This is a genomic window from Thermococcus barophilus MP (assembly GCF_000151105.2).
GTDB lineage: Archaea > Methanobacteriota_B > Thermococci > Thermococcales > Thermococcaceae > Thermococcus_B > Thermococcus_B barophilus.
This window is the reverse complement of sequence record NC_014804.1, coordinates 746,836-765,314: the sequence shown is the minus strand read 5'-3', so window position 1 is coordinate 765,314 and position 18,479 is coordinate 746,836. Positions and strand designations below refer to the sequence as shown.

At 39.2% G+C, this 18,479-nt stretch carries 19 protein-coding genes; 8 read left to right on the top strand and 11 right to left on the bottom strand.

Going from position 1 to position 18,479, the window contains the following annotated elements:
* Positions 1–3: 3 nt before the first annotated feature.
* The 7 genes from TERMP_RS04410 to TERMP_RS04385 all read right to left on the bottom strand — a co-directional run bounded on the left by TERMP_RS04410 (position 4) and on the right by TERMP_RS04385 (position 6,746).
* On the bottom strand, positions 4–720 hold the full coding sequence (locus tag TERMP_RS04410) for a dolichyl-phosphate beta-glucosyltransferase (RefSeq protein WP_013467160.1): 717 nt from the start codon (positions 718–720) through the stop codon (positions 4–6).
* Positions 717–1,964 (bottom strand): oligosaccharide flippase family protein, encoded by a 1,248-nt coding sequence (locus TERMP_RS04405; RefSeq protein WP_013467159.1) that lies wholly within the window; start codon positions 1,962–1,964, stop codon positions 717–719. Before TERMP_RS04405 ends, TERMP_RS04410 begins: the two co-directional genes overlap by 4 nt.
* Complete coding sequence (locus tag TERMP_RS04400) at positions 1,961–4,261, bottom strand: ArnT family glycosyltransferase (RefSeq protein WP_081452202.1); 2,301 nt, start codon at positions 4,259–4,261, stop codon at positions 1,961–1,963. Before TERMP_RS04400 ends, TERMP_RS04405 begins: the two co-directional genes overlap by 4 nt.
* A gap of 64 nt (positions 4,262–4,325) precedes the next feature.
* Positions 4,326–4,802, bottom strand: a complete 477-nt coding sequence (locus tag TERMP_RS04395; RefSeq protein ID WP_145973180.1) for a class III signal peptide-containing protein — start codon at positions 4,800–4,802, stop codon at positions 4,326–4,328.
* A 79-nt stretch (positions 4,803–4,881) separates the two neighbouring features.
* The gene (locus TERMP_RS04390) at positions 4,882–6,186 is read right to left on the bottom strand and encodes an RNA-guided endonuclease InsQ/TnpB family protein (RefSeq protein ID WP_013467156.1); all 1,305 of its coding nucleotides are present in this window, start codon (positions 6,184–6,186) and stop codon (positions 4,882–4,884) included.
* Positions 6,183–6,338, bottom strand: a complete 156-nt coding sequence (locus tag TERMP_RS11575) for a hypothetical protein (protein WP_013467155.1) — start codon at positions 6,336–6,338, stop codon at positions 6,183–6,185. The genes TERMP_RS04390 and TERMP_RS11575 overlap by 4 nt, the downstream gene beginning before the upstream one ends.
* 117 nt (positions 6,339–6,455) lie before the next feature.
* Positions 6,456–6,746, bottom strand: a complete 291-nt coding sequence (locus TERMP_RS04385; RefSeq protein ID WP_013467154.1) for a MazG nucleotide pyrophosphohydrolase domain-containing protein — start codon at positions 6,744–6,746, stop codon at positions 6,456–6,458.
* Between the two features lie 165 nt (positions 6,747–6,911).
* On the opposite strand from TERMP_RS04385, the gene TERMP_RS04380 reads away from it, so the two are divergent.
* From TERMP_RS04380 to prf1, 3 genes are all read left to right on the top strand, one after another.
* Positions 6,912–7,478, top strand: coding sequence for a hypothetical protein (locus TERMP_RS04380; protein WP_013467153.1), 567 nt, complete (start codon positions 6,912–6,914; stop codon positions 7,476–7,478).
* 5 nt (positions 7,479–7,483) lie between these two features.
* Positions 7,484–7,720 (top strand): pro-sigmaK processing inhibitor BofA family protein, encoded by a 237-nt coding sequence (locus tag TERMP_RS04375; protein ID WP_013467152.1) that lies wholly within the window; start codon positions 7,484–7,486, stop codon positions 7,718–7,720.
* An 83-nt stretch (positions 7,721–7,803) separates the two neighbouring features.
* Positions 7,804–9,051, top strand: coding sequence for a peptide chain release factor aRF-1 (prf1, locus tag TERMP_RS04370; protein WP_013467151.1), 1,248 nt, complete (start codon positions 7,804–7,806; stop codon positions 9,049–9,051).
* Here prf1 and TERMP_RS04365 read toward each other — a convergent pair.
* A complete protein-coding gene (locus TERMP_RS04365; protein ID WP_013467150.1) occupies positions 9,031–9,915 on the bottom strand; it encodes a dihydrodipicolinate synthase family protein in 885 nt (294 codons plus the stop codon). The two genes, prf1 and TERMP_RS04365, sit on opposite strands and share 21 nt — an antisense overlap.
* Positions 9,916–10,033: 118 nt before the next feature.
* On the opposite strand from TERMP_RS04365, the gene TERMP_RS04360 reads away from it, so the two are divergent.
* A complete protein-coding gene (locus TERMP_RS04360) occupies positions 10,034–10,471 on the top strand; it encodes a hypothetical protein (protein WP_013467149.1) in 438 nt (145 codons plus the stop codon).
* Here TERMP_RS04360 and TERMP_RS04355 read toward each other — a convergent pair whose 3' ends face one another.
* On the bottom strand, positions 10,472–12,415 hold the full coding sequence (locus TERMP_RS04355; RefSeq protein ID WP_013467148.1) for an arginine--tRNA ligase: 1,944 nt from the start codon (positions 12,413–12,415) through the stop codon (positions 10,472–10,474).
* Between the two features lie 71 nt (positions 12,416–12,486).
* On the opposite strand from TERMP_RS04355, the gene TERMP_RS04350 reads away from it, so the two are divergent.
* Both TERMP_RS04350 and TERMP_RS04345 read left to right on the top strand, forming a co-directional pair.
* The gene (locus TERMP_RS04350; RefSeq protein WP_013467147.1) at positions 12,487–12,771 is read left to right on the top strand and encodes a lipoate protein ligase C-terminal domain-containing protein; all 285 of its coding nucleotides are present in this window, start codon (positions 12,487–12,489) and stop codon (positions 12,769–12,771) included.
* On the top strand, positions 12,764–13,324 hold the full coding sequence (locus TERMP_RS04345) for a stage II sporulation protein M (protein ID WP_013467146.1): 561 nt from the start codon (positions 12,764–12,766) through the stop codon (positions 13,322–13,324). The genes TERMP_RS04350 and TERMP_RS04345 overlap by 8 nt, the downstream gene beginning before the upstream one ends.
* Here TERMP_RS04345 and TERMP_RS04340 read toward each other — a convergent pair.
* A complete protein-coding gene (locus TERMP_RS04340) occupies positions 13,304–14,383 on the bottom strand; it encodes a DUF354 domain-containing protein (protein ID WP_013467145.1) in 1,080 nt (359 codons plus the stop codon). The two genes, TERMP_RS04345 and TERMP_RS04340, sit on opposite strands and share 21 nt — an antisense overlap.
* A gap of 300 nt (positions 14,384–14,683) precedes the next feature.
* Here TERMP_RS04340 and TERMP_RS04335 point away from each other — a divergent pair, with 300 nt between their 5' ends.
* Positions 14,684–15,970, top strand: coding sequence for a UDP-N-acetyl-D-mannosamine dehydrogenase (locus TERMP_RS04335; protein WP_013467144.1), 1,287 nt, complete (start codon positions 14,684–14,686; stop codon positions 15,968–15,970).
* Positions 15,967–17,100, top strand: a complete 1,134-nt coding sequence (wecB, locus tag TERMP_RS04330) for a non-hydrolyzing UDP-N-acetylglucosamine 2-epimerase (protein ID WP_013467143.1) — start codon at positions 15,967–15,969, stop codon at positions 17,098–17,100. Before TERMP_RS04335 ends, wecB begins: the two co-directional genes overlap by 4 nt.
* Here wecB and TERMP_RS04325 read toward each other — a convergent pair.
* Positions 17,093–18,358, bottom strand: coding sequence for a radical SAM protein (locus tag TERMP_RS04325; RefSeq protein ID WP_048159757.1), 1,266 nt, complete (start codon positions 18,356–18,358; stop codon positions 17,093–17,095). The two genes, wecB and TERMP_RS04325, sit on opposite strands and share 8 nt — an antisense overlap.
* Between the last annotated feature and the right edge of the window lie 121 nt (positions 18,359–18,479).

Sequence of the window (18,479 nt, the reverse complement as noted above, 5' to 3'; positions counted from 1 at the left end):
GTCTCACCTAAATCTTATTGTTCGGATTCTCAGTTTTATTATATCTATGAACATTCTTGGAACTACAGATTTTAGATTCAGCTTTGATTCTTTTTCATTGTGCCATTCTATAGGTTCCTCTTTGATTTTGAATCCCATTGTTTTGGCAATGTATAACAATTCCACATCAAAAGCAAAGCCTCCAATTTTTATATAAGGAATAGCACTCTCGATGACTTCTCGCCTAAAAACTTTAGCTCCACACTGTGTATCTCTAATATTAAGGTTAAATAAGAGCCGTACTAATAGATTAAACCCCCTGCTTAATATTCTCCGGATTAGTGGTTGGGGAATGGTAACTTTACTTTCAGGGAGCCATCTGGACCCTATAATCACATCATACCCTTTGTTGATAGTACGAATCAGCCTAATATATTCCTTTGCTGGTGTAGAGCCGTCAGCATCAGTGAATCCAATAATTTCTCCTTTTGCAACCTTAAATGCCTGAAGAAGTCCTCCTCCTTTGCCAAGTCGTTTTGGAAATTCTAAGATTTTTACATTCTCTTTGTCTTGTGCAAAATTCCTAACTACCTGAGGGGTTCTATCAGTACAACCATCCATCTCAATAATAATCTCAAAGTCCTCATTAAATGTTGCTTTTAGAGCTGCATAGTACTCATTTAGAGTCCTTAGGATTCTTTTTTCTTCATTGTATGCTGGAATAATTAGAGAAAACTTCACTTTCTATGCCTCCAAATTTGAAGTAAGGAAACTATTAAGGTTATAAGCATTACCGTAACCAAGCTGTTGATTATGTAGTCTATAGAGGTTCTAAATGTATATATAAATATAATTTCCAAACAATTTCCCAATAGAAGCGAATACGCTATTTCTTTTATATTTATTGAGAGCGCATAGTTCAGTGTCACATTAACAAGAGATAGCAACAACATTGCAGTTCCATATTTCCATAGGTATTCAGCAATCATCATGTATCCCTCACCATAGATGATCTTGACAATTGTATAAGGGAAAAACACATAGACAGCTATTATACCAAATCCAATTGCCGCGGTTAATCCTAATGCTCGCAGGAATATTTGGAGATGTGACTCATTTTTTTCATATCTTTGGGCACTTTCTGGAAATAGCACTATTCCAATTGAAACCGAAGCAAACAGAACAATTTTTCCGAGAACTGAAATTGCGGCATATATTCCAGCCTGAAATGGGGGAAAATAGTGTTTCACCAAAATGACATCAATATTCCACATTAGAGAATATGAAAACAGCGCTAAAAAACTTATCCAGCTGTACTTTATAAACCCTTTTAAATCGACATGATGCATTTTCGGAAACTTTAGAATATCTCTAAGATAAAAAAATGTAAGAGCCAAGATGATGACATACGCTAGTGTAAACCCTGCTATTCCCCCAAGAAAGTTTTTCCAAATTAATACCAACAGTATCCCAAATAAAAGTTTTAAAAATGCCCATCCGACTATGCTAAGTCCCAGTGCTGTAAATCTTTGCAAGCCCCTCAGTATGCCTTGATGGAGGGTGAATAATAGCGCAAAGGGAATTGCCAAGGAGAGGTATATAAGGGCAAGATTTGTGTTAATATTTAAAAAACTCGCCAATAAGTCCGAGATAAAAATTGCCAAAATAGCAATAATAAATCCTATAACACAAAGTTTTTTAGAAATCTCTATTAGAAAACCTTTTATCTTTTCATATTCTCCTCTTAGTGAGTAGATTGTTGTAAACTTTGCTGTTGATACATTGATCACTGCGAATATAACTGAGAAGATGTAAAACAGCGATAATAGACTAAAAAGATCCCCGTACTCGGAGGGAACTAACAGTCTTCCCATTATTAATTGATAAAGGTAATTGAAAAAGTTTGCAAATGTAGTTGCTAATGTCATTATTGCGGCATCTTTTACAAATTTGTCATTGAGTATTGAGATTATTTTTGTTTTCATAATCTTTCCCTCGTGATTTTGATTGTTATGTTATTCCCAATAATCTCAACGGTATCTTCTGAGATTTTTGTTAATTTTATGTTATCTCCACTCAGCGAAAGGATGTAGTCCTTATAGTAGATATTGACTTTTGTGGCATGCACACTGTGATTTTTGGTGAGTATTTTTTCTACATTGGGATTGGAGGTTAGAGAATATCCAACTGTTACTGGAGCATAGAATTCCATTATCAACTCACTATCAGATGGAAGAACGAACTTTAGTGAATCTGAAGCTATAGATAGCGAAAATTTAACTTGAGTATCTGTAGAGTACTGAGTTACATCATATATTAATGGATTGATGGAGGATATTTTAATTTTAGTCCTAAGGTTGTAGTGTTTATTGTTTCTAGTGGCATAAATCTTGGCTATGTATTCTGAATGATTCTCTATGAGTATAGCTCCAGTGTATGAAAAGAGAGCAATTTCTGAGTTGTTCCATCTTGGGAATTCTTTTAATTTGTAGATTTCAATTATGTCTCCATTTTTATATGAATCTCCGTAGAGTAAATATCCATTTTTGTTAATATATGAGATTAGATTGTTAAACTCTTTATTAGCAGGTTCAGGCCATTTGTAATATATCCAAGTGCTTAGGATATAGTATTTAACATCTCTCCTAGAAAGTGCCGAGAGAATTTCGGTGGTGTTCGTATCTTTCAAGAGTATCAGACCAAAAGTATCAATGTAATATGGCTCGGTTTGAAGACCCAAATAGTATGTATTCATAGGATTTACAGCATAGAACTTCTCGTTTGACAGATTGTTTTTTAGAATGTACTCTTTTAATTCGTCCCTCATTTCTTTGCTATGCACCGCCCAGATAAACTTTAGCTTTCCTTGGGGGTACTGATAAACCATTCCATAATCCGCAATTAGCAGAAAGACTATGAAGATAGACAACATGCCGTATAGTTGTTTCTTGGTAAATTTAACAGAGCTTAAAAACTCAAGTAGAAGTAAATATAGCACAAGCCACAAAGAAATTAAAAATCTGTCATTTGGCAGGGTTGGGGATACGAAAAAATACATAAAAAAGCTAACAATAAACAGTACCCTTAGGTGCTGACTAACGGGATTTGGCTCAGAACTTAGGTCAAGTGTCCATACAAGGAGGATAACGGCGACTAGTAGTATTAGCGGAACATTTGCGATCATGAGCTCCAGCGTGTTGTTGTAGATATGACCAAATTTATCTCCGATATACATAAAAAGATTTATAATTGGAAAACCTCTCCCCCCTTGAGCAAGATATGTTTGATAGATGTAGTCTCTGCTTATCATAACACCCAATATCCCCTCAATAATAAGTTTGGGAAGTAAAAAAGCCAAAGCGAGTAAAATTGCGGATCTTATGTTTTTTATTGAAAAGATTGCAAATCTAATAAGTTTGTCTACATAGGATATCCTGAATACATATATCGTCAAAATTCCCCATATTGCAAGCAAAAATGCAGAGGGGATTATCTGCCCATAAACCTCTATTTTATGCAAACCTGGAACGATCATCAGCTTTCTTACTAACTCGGATGGCCACATAAAAATTGTTGACATAGAGATAATAGTTATTAGGATATAACTAACTAAACATATAAACACTTGTTTTTTGTTTAATAATACTTTGCTGGCATTTTTAGCGTGTTCAAAAATTTCTTGATTGAGGGAGAAGAAAATTGTAAGATATAAAGCAACAGCAAAGGGAAGTATTGTAAACTTGGATGTACTTCCCAGTCCAGCCCAAAAGAGCGAAATATAGGCGTACTTAAGATTCTCTGTTTTTACAAATCTTACAAAATAGTACAAAGACAACAAGGTAAAAAACTCAATTGAACTTTCATGGAAAACCAAAGGATTTACATGAATTAACAGCGGATCCATAGCCAGCAACCCAGTAAACGTAACCCCCAGTTCCCAGCTTTTGACTTCTTTTCCTATACAGTAGGCAATAATTAGCGATAAAAACCCAAGAAACACAGAGAACAATCTGCCCACCACGTAATTATCTCCAAATATCCTAAGCCAGAGAGCAAGCATGTAATAAAAAAGTGGTGGATGAACTGCAAAAATATCTCTATAGGGCAAATATCCTTGATTAATTAGCCTTGCAATCATGAGATATGTGCCTTCATCATAATCAAAATACTCATTCATATGACCAGAAATCCCATAAAGACGGGTAACAAAATAATACAAGAAGATCATTATAAACGCCAATACCTTTTTATCTATTGATTTAACTTTTCTCTTCCACATCATCCTCCCTATTGATTTGACTGCTCACATATTTTTAGATTTTTCTTTTGGGAATCAACTTAGTTCTTCACTTTATCCATGCCATTACTGTGACTTGACACGGGAAAAGAGGGTCAAGTTCTTTTTTGGCGAAATATCCTACAAAGTAGTTACGGTCAAATCCATTTGCGTCCACTACCTTCTCCCATCCAGTACACATTGAGACCTTGATCTTTTTTATCCTGTCAGCTTCTCCCCCAATATAGACATCGATTCTGTATTTGTCGCTGGAATAATAATACTTAAGATTAACAGAAACGTAGAAGTCGCATTTTGTTGCTTGGCATCCAGGAGGGTAATAATAGGTGACCTTCCATTTTATTTTCTCTGAGGTCTGCTCTACTACAGGAGAAGTCTCGGGATCAATATATACTATCCCAGTAATAGGTACTTCCTTTACTGCAGGTTCGGTGTATTTAATCACAAGGGCTACAATTATAATCGCAACAGCGATGAAAATAAGATACTCTAAGGAGCTTTGCCCTTTTTTCATAGTCTTTCCCAAATGATGAGTGAGATAAAATAATATTTAATAATTTTGTTAGCTTATCTGACCTCCTCCCTGCTTTGACTGAGGGTTTAGCTTAGCCCCTCGCCATTGGCGGGGAGGTTTGAGGGGCTTCATTAAAGCCAAAAATCAGCCCCTCGGGCTCGGCCTTGAGCCCATTACCCCTCACCTTGAAGGCTTTCAAACCCTCAAGGCTCAGGGTTATCGTTCTAACAACCTTCTTCAAAATGTTGAAGGCTCCAACTAAATCAGCATTCATTACAACGCCCTCCCTGTGACACTTAAACAAACCTCTAACGAAACGAGCATTAGAGTGGCACTGGCCACAGAGAGGGCAGGTTTGAGAAGTGAAAGCCTCATCCGTGATTATAACAGTAACACCATACTCCTCAGCAACTTCCTTAAGCCGTTTGATAACGTAATTGAAACGCCAAACATGAGAGAGAATGAAATTCTGCTTTCTGCCCTTATCAGAGTTCCTTGCGATTTCTCTTGGATAACCCACGACAATTCTCGAAACGCCCAAGTGGTAGAGTTTTTCGACGGTTTGCCTTACGGCAGTGTTAATGTAGTGTTTTGCCTGAAGTTTAGCCTTCTCATGCATTCTCCTGAGTTTTCTGCTCTTTTTACAGCCTGATTTGTTGATTTTAGACTGGTACTCGGCAATCTTTTTCTGCCAATAGAAGGCTATGGATTTTAGTGGCCTTCCATTGACCAAGAGGGATTCACAATTTTCAACATAGACAGCCATTAAATTGTTCACGCCCAAGTCAATTCCTGCAATTAAACTTCCCGGAGGTTGTCTTGGAACCTTGACCCACCCCTTCTTAGTTAATTTCTCTTCTACCGTGTAGCTGATGTGAGCGTAGAACTTCCGCTTCACATCGTCATAGATTATTTCAAGTCTTCCCTGTTTTCCCCTCAAGTGTATTCTCCCCTTGAACTGAATTCTCAGCCTACCAAATTTTCCGAGTCTTCTCAATTCGAGAACGTTACCATTAATCCGATACTGGTCATTTCTCAAAGGAATTATGAAGAGTTTTCTGCCGTTTTCTTCTCTAACGAATTTGGGCGGTCTTGGCTTGAACCATTCGGGCAGTTCTCCTTTCTTTTTCTTCCTGTTGAGCGAGAAGAAGCTCCTCCAAGCTTCGGCGTTTTTTCGAGCTAATTGCTGAACTGTCGAGCCGCCAATCCAGTTCTTGAACTTGTGGTATGCTTCTTTTTCTGTCGTTGAGAAGTCTATCTTACCGAATTCTTTGAACTGTTTTAGTCTCTGGTAATTGATTTTGTTCCAGATTATGGCTGTAGCTTGAGCTAACTCGAAGAGGATCTTCTCTTGAGCTTTTGAGGGCTGAAGTTTAACCGTTACCGAACGCTTCATTTTTCTTCCTGCTCAACTTTTTCAATCCAGAGCTTCATTGCTTCAGTTACTGCAACTCCCAATGCCCCCCTAATCCGTCCATACTTCTTTGCCACGAGCTTTCTGAACCTCTCCTCAACCCCATCATCAACGGAAACAGTTATGACTCCCACTCTCCCACCATTAAGTATTAATACATACAAGTATTTAAATCTTTCTTTTGCTTTCCCACTCAAGAGCCAAATTCTCGAACACTGAACCCCGCTCTAAAGGGCGAGGCTTGTAAAAAGTCACTCCTTCTTACATTCACATGGATTTTTCCCGCAGTAAGGACACTTATTTGGGTATTTCTTGAGGGCGGCTTTCTCAAGATCAACACCAGCTAAGTTGGCTAAACTCACAAGCCAAGCAAAAACATCAGCAAACTCTTCTTCTATATCTTCTTTCTTTCCTTTCCTTAAAGCCTCAGAAAGCTCTCCCACTTCTTCAACAAACCATAGGAAAGTCCGCTCTAATCCTCTCTGTGAATCTCTGTGAAAGTATATGTCCCTTATCATTTGCTGAAACTCTCTAATATTCATCTTATCACCTCTCAAAGGCTCCGCAGTGGAGGTTCATCACCCTTCAGTGCAATTCGCTCTCTTCATAGCCTAAATTAACCTCCATATTGAGGTTTTAAAGTTAACTATGCAAAAAAGCTTTAACCTTTGCAGTATATTTTTTAAAAAAGAGCACTGGTGAGTGATATGGGGTTATTTTCCTTCGGTTCTAAAAAAGATAAAGTCAGAAAGATGCTTGAGACTAACCAAATTGAGGCGGTGGTGGAGCAAGCATTAAAGGATAGAAAAGTTATTAATGCCCTCTTTGAGCTTCTTAATGAAAAAAATCCTGGTATTGTTGGGGATTCTTTGTTGGCTCTTACGAACATTCTTGAACGGGATAAAAACTTAATCATCAGAAACCTCAGAATAGAGCATTTCCTCAAAAGTTTTGATCTTGTCAAGTCAAGAAATTCCTATGTAAAAGAAAATGCAATGGTGTTCCTCAGCTTTTTAATTAAAGAAAACCCAAGCTTATTTACGGAATTTAAAAATGATGTTATTGCCAAAACCAAGGATGTTCTTCTCTCTGGAGACAAAAATGACAAAGCTTTTGCCCTTTTAATGATCAGGGAGTTCAGAATAGCAGAGCTGAGACCATACGTAGAAGAGCTGATATCTGTTCAAGAAAAAGTCATACTGCCCTTTGAGGGTATGAAATGGGTACCTCTTGGTGAGATAGCAAAAGATGTGTTAAGAAGGCTTGAGGGGTGATTTAGGTGTTCCAATGGTTGATATTTTTAGTCTTGTTAATCCTGGCAGGTTATCTGGTTTTGAAACTGACACTGGCAATACTGAAGTGGATGGCTATGAATACAATAATAGGATTGATCTTAGTAGGCATAATTAATTTCCTTGGCATTGCACATATTGAACTGAACCTCGTTAATCTCCTAATAATAGCTGTGGGTGGAGTTGTTGGAGTTTTTATTTTGCTGGTGTTGTCTTTCATATAATTCTTCTGGCTTTTTCATGACCAAATCTTTATAAATTCGAATTCTTTTAAGTCGTTAGCGAGAGCGGTTTTGAGGTGATGCTCATGTCTCACACTTCAGCTGAAATGTATGAGTTAAAGAAAAAAGTGGAAGAGCTGAAAAAGTTCAGGGGGAGAGCAACTGAACTTGTCTCTCTGTATATTCCTGCCGGTTATGATCTCAATAAGGTCATGCAGCAGCTTAGGGAGGAGTACGGAACTGCCCAGAACATCAAATCAAAATCAACCAGAAAGAACGTTCTTGGGGCTTTGGAAAGAGCAATGCAGCATCTCAAGCTTTACAAGCAGACCCCTCCCACGGGATTGGCGTTATTCGTTGGCAATGTAAGCGAGCAGGAAGGTGTAAGTGATATCAGGGTGTTTGCGGTCATTCCGCCAGAACCTTTAAAAGTAAGGCTTTATCGATGTGATCAAACTTTTGTCACAGAACCCTTAGAAGAGATGCTCCGAGTTAAAGATGCTTATGGTCTCATAACTGTTGAAAAAAATGAAGCCACAATAGGTATTCTCCGAGGGAAGAGAATCGAAGTCGTTGATGAGCTTACATCAAACGTCCCTGGAAAGACAAGAGCTGGAGGACAGTCTGCTCGAAGATATGAGCGAATTAGAGAACAGGAAACTCATGAATTTATGAAGAGAATTGGAGAACACGCCAATAAAGCGTTTTTACCCCTTCTTGAAAAAGGTGAGCTTAAAGGGATCATAGTCGGAGGGCCGGGGCCAACAAAGGAGGAATTTATCGAAGGGGACTACCTCCATCATGAGCTCAGAAAGAAAATAATTGGAGTCGTTGACATAAGCTATCACGGTGAGTATGGTCTGAGAGAGCTTGTTGAAAAAGCAAGTGACATTCTCTCAGAACACGAAGCGATCAAAGAGAAGAAGCTGATCCAGGATTTCTTCAGACATCTTGTTAAGGACACAGGGATGATAACATACGGAGAGAAAGAAGTAAGGAGAGCTTTAGAACTTGGTGCCGTTGATATTTTGCTGATCAGCGAGGGGTATGATAAGGTTAGGGTTAAAGCCAAGTGCAACAACTGCGGTTGGGAAGAGCTCAAAACAATGAACGAGCAGGAGTTTGAGGTTTATAGAAGGAAACTTAAGACATGCCCAAAATGTGGCAGCCAGAACATCAGCTTTGAAAAATGGGATGTTGCAGAGGAGCTAATAAAGATGGCGGAGGGGATAGGGGCAAGAGTTGAGATTATTTCGCTTGACACTGAGGAGGGGCAGCAGTTCTACAAAGCCTTTGGCGGATTAGGTGCATTCTTAAGGTATAAGCTCCAGTAAGGATAACAGTTCTTTTATCTTTTCTCTTGTTTCTTTTCCATCTATCACGTATGGGGGTCTTAGCACTGGTTTTACTGGAAAACCTCTAAGCTGCATTGCGATTTTTATCGCAGAACCGAAAGAAGATGCCAAATTATAAACTTGTGAGAGTTTTGCCAGTTTTCTGGCGTATTCAAACATTTCTGGCTTCTTATCTTCAAATGCCTTAAAGAGCTTGAGATGGATTTCAGGAGCAAAATTTGCACATGCCATTATGCCCCCATCGCCTCCAAGGATTAATGTGTTTAGGAAGTGATGATCCAATCCTGTAAATACCTTGAAGTCTTTTCTTTCTCCTTTGACTTCAAAGATAACGTCTCTCACATGACTTATGCTGTCTATTGTTTCTTTAACTCCGGCTATGTTGCTGTACTCAAGAGCCAGCTTCTTTATCAATGAAACACTTAAAGGATTTGCACAGCTTGGAATGTTGTAGAGAATTATTGGGATATCCGTTCTCTCGGCTATCATTGAATAATGAATGAATAGTGCCTCGTCATTTAGCGGACAGTAATATGGTGGGGCTATTACTGCATAATCTGCGCCGATATCTTCAGCATGTTTGGTTAGCTCTACCACTTCAAATGTGTTTGTCGAGGCAGTTCCCACAAGATAAAACGATGCATTTACAAGTTCCCGCCCTCTTTCAGCTAAGAGCTTTCTTTCTTCCTTGGTGAGGCTTGTGAACTCTCCCGTAGTTGCATTTACAAAAATCCCATGAACCCCCACTTTCTCGAGATACCCTATATGCTCCTCTAAAGCTTGGAAGTCCAATGAGTAGTCTTCATTAAACGGAGTAACTAATGGAACAATTACACCCCTCATGAAGCTCACCATACCCCCTTAGTTTTTGAGGTTTTTAGGGTTTTCCAAAGTTTGTTAATACTTGATTTTTGAGTAAAAGTTATATAGCTAAATAATGATAATCAAAATAGGTGAGAGCATGAGAAAACTCTTTGGGAGTGGCTTGATAATAGGGGGAACACTTTACCTTGTTTTCCTCCTCACGATGTATCCACACCTCGTAGGTGGGTACGGTGGAGGAGAGCAGATGATTCTTACACACTCCAATCAATTTACAGATGCTCTCTATTTAAATGGAGATATTTCAGTAAAGTTGACTTCTGATACACCATTTACAGTGAAAATTGATGGGGAGAGAGTAGGAGAATTCAAAATGTATTCTGCAAGATTTAAGGGCGAACATTTAATAGAAGTTGAAAGCAACCAGGAGTGCATAGTTTATGTTGAACTTAGGCAGCATCCCTCAATTATAAAATACGCAATTTCTTTAGTTCTGATAGGGGCTGGGTCTTTGATATTAGTAAGTGAAAAAGAAGAGCAAAAGATTGAAGTAAACACAGGAAAACCAATTTTGTGATTACATTCTTTCCGGAGCTTCTATCCCCATCAAATAGAGCACATTCCTTAGAACCTGCTTTGTTGCCATAACCAGCAGCAAACGCTCTTCAAGTGTCCCTCTCTCTGCTTTAAGCACTGGCAGTGCCATGTAGAACTTATTAAATACCATTGCAACTTCATTGGCATACCATGCCAGAAGATGTGGTTTTATTTCAGTCCCCACTTCCTTAACTATTTCGGGAAATCTTGAGAGCAGTTTTATTAAATCTTTTTCTTTCCTGTCAAGATTTGAGAAGTCTGCATTTTCTAAGAGGTTGTTGAATCTCAGATCAATGCCCTTTTCCATGGCTTTTCTCAATATTGATGCGCATCTTGCATGTGCGTACTGGATATAGGGAGCGCTCTCTCCTTCAAAGTTGAGTACATCTTCCCATCGGAATGTAATTATCTTTTCCGGAGAATACTTAAGCATGTTGTACCTTATTGCTCCAATTCCTACAGCCTCTGCTATTTTCTTCTTTTCTTCTTCGCTTAAGTTGGGATTCTTTTCTTCGACAAGTTCTTTTGCCCTCTTTACAGCCTCATTCACAACTTCATCGACAGTGAATCCGATCCATGTTCCTTTCCTTCCGCTGAACTTCCCCTCTGGTCTCACCACATGTTCATAGGCTAAGTGATGGAAGTTCCTGTAAGCTTCCTCATATCCCAAAAGTTTGAGTGCATAAGCAACAACTTTTTGAGGATACCTCTGTTCAGCGCCGATGACATTTATAACGATGTCAGCATGTCCAAATTTTCCAGGCATTGGTTTGCCATCTCTTGCAGTTGTCCATGTCTCGTGCTCTTTCTTCTCAAACATTATCCTATCCCAAATTTTGTAAAGCATGTCTGCACTTACAAGCCCAAATTTCCACATGTGGTATGCTATATCCTTTCCAGTATATGTGGCTGTTCCGTCGCTTCTTATGAGAACCATGTCTGGATTCTCCATGTCTGGGAAGAGATCGCCAAGCTTCATTATGAACGCTCCTTTGTATTTGCCCTCTTTGGCCCATTCAAAGTGCTCATTTTGTTCTATTTTCCTATAAGCTTCTTCGAAAATACCACTTCTAACTATATCGCTTTCCCACGAAAGCAAATCATAGGCAATATTTAGGCGGTACGTTGTCTGCATTTGGGCTTTAACAACTTCCTCTGCTAATCTCCTTCCAAGTTCTGCTATTTCGTTATCTCCCTCTTCAAGTTTTTTCATGAGTTCTCTAACCTCTTTCTCGACTTCAGGATTTTCTTCCATTTTTCTGTGAACCTCAACATAAAGCAATCCAAGGACGTGGTCTATACTATTTTCTTTTATGCACCGTTCTTCAATTTCAGCTTTGATTTTTTCAAACTCCTCTTTCAGGTTTAAATATCCCCACATTACCTGAGCAAATTGAATTCCCAAGTCATCAATGTAGTTCTGAACTTCAACGTTATAACCCAAGGTTCTCATAACCCTTGCCATAGTGTCTCCGAGAATCGAGTTCCTCGCGTGTCCCATGTGAAGCGGCTTGGTTGGATTTACCGAGGTGTGTTCTATGACAACCTTCTTTCCTTTCCCAATATTGCTTTTTCCATACTTTTCTCCTTTTGTGAGGATTTCTTCTATGATGAGCTTTCCAAATTTTTCATAATCAAGGAAGAAGTTTATATAACCTGCTCCAGCAACTTCAACTTTCGAAATATATTCTGGCAGCTTGTTTTTGGTTTTTTCCACGATTTCCTGGGCTATTATGCGTGGAGCCTTTCTAAAAACCTTTGCCAGCTGAAAAGCAACTGTAGTTGCGAAATCACCAAGTTCCATACTTGGCGTCTCATCGAACAATATCTCGCCATCCCAACTTTTTCCCTCCTTTTCGAGCATATCACTGATTATCTCCTTAAGAATTAGTTTTACCTCCTCTTTTATGTCATCGTAAGCCATACGTCACCACCTAACGTGAGTTGAGCTTAACCTTTAAAAACTTCTCCACTTTAAATTTTTACGTGAGGGCAATGAAGAAGATAGGAGAACACAAGGCAAGGAAGGGGCTGATAAGATTTGAAATTGAAGAAAAAGATGGTATTGCTGAGAATGTTAAAATTACGGGGGATTTCTTTATATATCCCGAAAATACTATCGAGGAGCTTGAGAAAAAACTCAAAGGGCATAAACTTGAAGAGCTTGAGCATATAATTGATGAATTTTTTGCAATGAGGCTTGATGTGGAAATGCCTTACATAAATGTTGAAGATTTCAAAATAGCATTAAAGAATGCATTGAGGGGAGAGCATGAATAAGAAAATCTTCTTGGCTCTTCTCGGAACATTTTTGATTGGAGTTTCATTGGGAGTGGTCTTTACAGTTTTAAATCCCCAGTTTGCAGAAAATCTATTCTTGAATTTAAAACAGATTTTTAGTGGCAAACTTAATGGCGTTCCAGACAGTTTTACCCTTTTTAAATTGATATTTCTAAACAATACACGAGTGGCGATTTTGGCGGCTTTTGGTGGTGTACTGTTTGGGGTCGTGCCCTTGGGGATTCTCTTCTTTAATGGCTTCTTAGTGGGAATCGTCATGGAATATTCTTATCTCCAGGGTGAAAGCTTAACAAAAATCCTGCTCTCAATTCTGCCCCATGGGATTGTTGAAATCCCTGCATTTGCAATTGCAGGTTTGGGAGGAATTGAATGGTATCTGGAGATTATTAAAGGGAGAGGAACTCTTGGTGATAGATTCAGAAGAGGATTTAAAACAGCTATGAAAATGCTTGGCATTGCTATTTTCTTGCTTTTAATTGCGGCGCTCATTGAAGCATATGTTACTCCTTCCTTAGCTGGTTACAGCTTTTGAGTTTTGCAGTGGGGGAAATGTTCCAAGCTCCTCATATGTCTCTATTTCTTCAATCATTACTTCAACAGGATTCTCAAGGGTTGAAACAACACTGCGAATGTAATTTCTGTATGTGCCATTTTTCCTGACCATTTCCCAAGCCTTGCTTGCAACTTCAATTGGGTTAGTTGAATGGTATTTAATTCCCAAGCTTATGAGCCATTTTGTAACTGCTAAGAGCTTTCCAGGATATGTTGAAATGGTCGGTGTGCCCAGTGCCAATGCTTCTCTGTTCATGGTTCCCCCCGCTCCTATCATGAGCTTTGCATAATAGAGAAGGCTCAAACTGTCGGTTACATGATCAGGAATTATGACATTATCAAACCGTTTAAATCTCTTAGCCTGTTCTTCTGTTCTGGGGAATAAGACTATCGGGAGATCCGGGAGAAGGGGGATGATGTCCTCAAGAATGCTTTTTTCGGCATCTCCGTTAAAGTAGTTGGCTTTTATGGGCTCAGTTCTCATAACGATATAACTGTATTTCTCAATCCCAAGCTCTTTTAAGGGCGCTGTGTTGGGTTTGAATCCATATAAGTGAGCTATTTCTGGAAATCCATTAATTGGTCTCAGGGAGTTCGCATCGGCACCACATCTAATTAAGTCATAAGCATCAATAGCTTTGGGATAAATCACCCTATTTGTAAAAGGTAGCATGAGCTTGTTAACAGGAATTGAGGTATCATTGTCCACAAATCCAATAGTTGGGATTCCCAACCCATAAGCTATTCTTGGAGCCTCTGGAGAATTCTTATGAGCACAGAGATCTGGTTTTTCTTCAATTATAAGCTTTGCCAGCTTGTACTGTCTCTCAGCGCTTGCAAGAAGCTTACCCTCTAAAGTTGATCCACCATGCTTGCCAACAACATAATAGTCGATCCCAAGCATGTCGAGAATATCAGTTAGCCCATCAAACTCTCTCGTCGTAACCAGAATTTCATGACCCCTTTTTTCAAGCTCTTTAATTATACCCTTGAAGAAGTGAGCATGAGGCGAATTTACAATGTCAATCCATATCTTCATAGTATTCCCACCTAATTATAATGAGCAGCTTTGTCCATTAAAAGGGTTTCCGTAAAACGGTTGTGAAGGCTTCTTTTTTAAGATTTCTTATCGTTGATTTCAATGTTTTAATGTTTATTACGTTTTCAAGGGATGATTTCGCAGGTGTAGATGGATATATTCGGAAAATGCAGCAAGAGGGATCTGATGTTGTTGTTGAAATTAAAATTTTGTATCAACCGCATCATATTGATATCTGAAATCGTTACTTGGAAAAGCCTTAAATTTACTTCTTTACTCCTTATTCTGAGGGGGAAGAAGATGAGGGAGAGGATACAGAACAGGAACGTGGAAATCGCTGTTATTGGTTTGGGATACATAGGTCTCCCTACTGCTATAATGTTCGCAAATTCTGGATTTAACGTAACTGGGTATGAAATAAGAGAAGAGGTAGTAAAGAAGCTTAATTCCGGAACTGCACATATAGTGGAGCCTGAAATAAATAAGCTTCTTCAGGAGGCGATTAAGAGTGGGAAACTCAGGGCAACTTCAAACCCAGAGGATATAAAAAATAAAGACGTCTATATAATCTGTGTTCAAACCCCACTCAGAGAAGACAAAACACCTAATTTAGAGTATCTTGAAAGTGCTGTAAAAACAGTAGCAAGAGCTATGAAAAAAGGCTCCATGGTGATAATTGAGAGCACGGTTCCTCCCCTAACAACTGTGAGAATGGCAAGATTAATTGAGACCCTTACAGGACTTAAAGCTGGAGAGGACTTTTACATGGTTCATGCCCCGGAAAGGGTAATGCCGGGAAGGATCTTTAAGGAACTTGTATACAACTCAAGAATTCTCGGGGGAATAACCAGAGAAAGCGCCGATTTGGCTGAAATTTTGTATAGAACCTTTGTTAAAGGGCAGATTTTTAAAACAGATCCAACCACAAGTGAAATGGTAAAGCTCATGGAGAATACATTTAGGGATGTGAACATTGCACTTGCAAATGAATTCGCATTTTTGGCTCACCAGTATGGGATTAACATATTTGAAGCTATTGAGCTGGCGAACACCCATCCAAGGGTTAAAATACACATTCCTGGGATAGGCGTTGGCGGGCACTGTTTGCCGAAAGATCCATATTTATTGCTTAGTTCAGCAAAAGAGGATTTTGGACTGATTAAGAAAGCGAGAGAAATCAATGAAGACATGCCTTTGATGGCAAAAGATTTGCTGTTTGAAGCATTTAAAATGATAAACTTGCCTCCAGAGGAAGCTGTTGTAACAGTCCTTGGTTTGGCATACAAAGGGAATTCTGATGACACAAGGAATTCACCCGCATATGTGTTTATTGAAGCTATCCAAGATGATGTTAAAGAGGTTCGCTCTTATGATCCATATGTTAGCGGGACGCACGAAACCTTGGAGGAGGCAGTAAAAGATTCTGACGCAATTGTAATTGCAACTGATCATTCACAGTTTAAAAAACTCAATTGGGAGGAGCTGGGGAAGCTGATGAGAAATAAAATCCTCATTGATGGTAGGCATGTAATAGACAAGCCCCCCAAGGGCTTCATATTTAAGGGCATTGGGAGGGGCGAGTATTGAAGCCAGCATTTGTCTTCGGAACACGTCCTGAGATCATAAAGCTTGCCCCGGTTATTAGAGAATTCGAGAAAAGAGGTATTAAGCCCCTCCTGATTCATACGGGACAGCATTACGACTACGAGATGAGCCGCATTTTCTTAGAGGAGCTTGAGCTTAACAGCATTGATTATCATCTTGAAGTCGGCTCTGGAACTCAGGCGGAGCAAACAGGAATTGCCATGATTAAAATCGAAAAGGTTTTGATGAAAGAGAAGCCAGATGTTACACTCGTTCAGGGAGATACGAACACGGTTTTGGCTGGAGCTTTAGCCAGCGTTAAATTGAAAATTCCCGTGGCACATGTTGAAGCTGGGCTGAGGAGCTTTGATAGGACAATGCCTGAAGAAATAAACAGAATTTTGGCGGATCATGCAAGTGAAGTCCTCTTCGCTCCAACAGAGGAAGCCAAGAAAAATTTGGAGAATGAGGGTATTAGAGAAGGCGTTTATGTTGTTGGAAACACAATAGTTGACGCAGTTCTCCAGAATTCAGAGATAGCTGAGCGAAAGAGTGATGTTCTTGATAGATTCAATCTTACACCAAAAGAGTATATCCTCATTACGGCTCACAGGGCGGAGAACACTGACAGCAAAGAAAATCTCAAAAAATTGGTTGAAATCCTTGAAGCCCTTCCAATAAAAGCAGTTTACCCAATGCATCCGAGAACAAGAAACAGGCTTAAAGAGTTTGGGCTGTGGGAGAGAGTTAAGAAAATTGAAAACCTCATAATTACCCAACCTTTAGGATATCTTGACTTTCTAAAGCTGCAGAAGAATGCCAAGATTGTAATGACGGATTCTGGCGGAGTACAGGAGGAAAGCATAATCCTAAATGTGCCCTGCTTAACTTTGCGCTATAATACGGAGAGACCCGAGACAGTTAAAGCTGGTGGCAATATTTTAGTTGGTCTTGAGAAGGATAGGGCACTGTATTATGTTAACAAGCTTTTGAATAATAAGGAATTCTACGAAAAGATGGCATCCGCAGAGAATCCCTTCGGCGATGGAAAAGCTGGGGAGAGGATTGTGAAGATTTTGCTTGAGCTTTATGAAAGGGGAGAGCTGAAAGTTAGAAGCTCGAGGTTTATTTAACTGGCGTCCCTACATAAATCCCGTGTCTTGTCCTCACGATCTTAACCCTTATCTTGTCTCCTACTCTGGCATTGGTGTTTATTACCTCAATCAGCCTGTTCCTTGCAACTGCAAGCATCTCACCCTCAATTCTCCCTGGTAATACAACTTCGGCTTTTACCACTTCCCCTGTTCTAAATGCCAAAGGAATAAATTTTCTCCTATGCATTCCAAAGTGCTCTGGTCTCAGGACAAGGGGCTTCATTCCAGTCTTTTTTTCAAGCTCCCTTAACCATTCATAAAACTTCTTAAACGGTACAAGCCTGGCTATTGCTGGATTTCTGCCAAACTTATAAGGCATATAGTTCTGAAAACCCAACGCAGGCCATCTCTTTCCAGCCCCAATCTTTCTCGCAAACTCTATGAATGCCTCGGCTTCGTTGTCATTCACTCCAAAGATAATCACTGGGGCAAGGAGTACATCAATTCCAGCATTTACCAAAGCCTCTGCCATCTCTAAAACATGATTCAGATCGTAATTTTTCATTCCCATGAGCATCTTTGCCTTTTCGGGATCAAGGGAGTGCACCGAAAGATTTATCCTGTCTAATCCAGCCTCAGCTAACTCCTCAACTAACTTGTCATTCAAAAGAACACCATTGCTCTGCATTGATACGACATCAACATTTGGATGCTCCTTCAATGCCTGCACAAGCTCAACTATGAATGGATAGAGCAAGGGTTCACCTTGTCCATCTAAGTGTGCCTCAAGACCCTTGCCCTTAAACCTTGCAACTTCATCAAACCACTTCATGAGGTAGTCAATATCAACAACATAATCGATCCTTCTGGTTCTGGAGTAAGGACCCTCATCAACCGAGCAGAAAATGCATGACAGATTGCATCCACTCGAGCCCCTTACTTGGATAAGGTTTGTTCCCCTGTCTATCAGCCCAAATGCATTATATCCCAGCAATGGGACATTCATTCCTTCATGAATATAAATTACCTCTCTTCGTGTATATCGACTTTTGAGAAATGCCCCAAGATTGTTTGAGATAAAAAATTCAACAAATTTTTCAACGTCTGGGTCATCAATGTTATCAATGATGAGATAACCCTTCTCGGCTGTAATTTCCGGTCTAACTCTGTATTTCTTTTTTATAACCTTTGCAAGGATCTTCTTCTCAAAATCTGCATAAAGAGTGTTTCTCCAGACTAACCTCACGCTTTCTCCCAAATCTTCAAAATATGAGTGGGGAAGCTTAATTTTGATCATGTTTGCCATTCATAAACGATGGTTTAAAAATCTTGAGTAAATTTTAAATGTCTAATTCGTACATTCTCAGCGATAAATGTGGACATGGAAACATTTTAATATTATTGTCGCTTAAAGTATA

Excerpts from the sequence above, each read along its gene's own strand:
- TERMP_RS04405 (WP_013467159.1), bottom strand. The coding sequence starts at position 1,964 with ATGAAAACAAAAATAATCTCAATACTCAATGACAAATTTGTAAAAGAT.
- TERMP_RS04400 (WP_081452202.1), bottom strand. The coding sequence starts at position 4,261 with ATGATGTGGAAGAGAAAAGTTAAATCAATAGATAAAAAGGTATTGGCG.
- TERMP_RS04390 (WP_013467156.1), bottom strand. The coding sequence starts at position 6,186 with ATGAAGCGTTCGGTAACGGTTAAACTTCAGCCCTCAAAAGCTCAAGAG.
- TERMP_RS04385 (WP_013467154.1), bottom strand. The coding sequence starts at position 6,746 with ATGAATATTAGAGAGTTTCAGCAAATGATAAGGGACATATACTTTCAC.
- TERMP_RS04380 (WP_013467153.1), top strand. The coding sequence starts at position 6,912 with ATGGGGTTATTTTCCTTCGGTTCTAAAAAAGATAAAGTCAGAAAGATG.
- prf1 (WP_013467151.1), top strand. The coding sequence starts at position 7,804 with ATGTCTCACACTTCAGCTGAAATGTATGAGTTAAAGAAAAAAGTGGAA.
- TERMP_RS04365 (WP_013467150.1), bottom strand. The coding sequence starts at position 9,915 with ATGAGGGGTGTAATTGTTCCATTAGTTACTCCGTTTAATGAAGACTAC.
- TERMP_RS04360 (WP_013467149.1), top strand. The coding sequence starts at position 10,034 with ATGAGAAAACTCTTTGGGAGTGGCTTGATAATAGGGGGAACACTTTAC.
- TERMP_RS04355 (WP_013467148.1), bottom strand. The coding sequence starts at position 12,415 with ATGGCTTACGATGACATAAAAGAGGAGGTAAAACTAATTCTTAAGGAG.
- TERMP_RS04350 (WP_013467147.1), top strand. The coding sequence starts at position 12,487 with ATGAAGAAGATAGGAGAACACAAGGCAAGGAAGGGGCTGATAAGATTT.
- TERMP_RS04345 (WP_013467146.1), top strand. The coding sequence starts at position 12,764 with ATGAATAAGAAAATCTTCTTGGCTCTTCTCGGAACATTTTTGATTGGA.
- TERMP_RS04340 (WP_013467145.1), bottom strand. The coding sequence starts at position 14,383 with ATGAAGATATGGATTGACATTGTAAATTCGCCTCATGCTCACTTCTTC.
- TERMP_RS04335 (WP_013467144.1), top strand. The coding sequence starts at position 14,684 with ATGAGGGAGAGGATACAGAACAGGAACGTGGAAATCGCTGTTATTGGT.
- TERMP_RS04325 (WP_048159757.1), bottom strand. The coding sequence starts at position 18,358 with ATGATCAAAATTAAGCTTCCCCACTCATATTTTGAAGATTTGGGAGAA.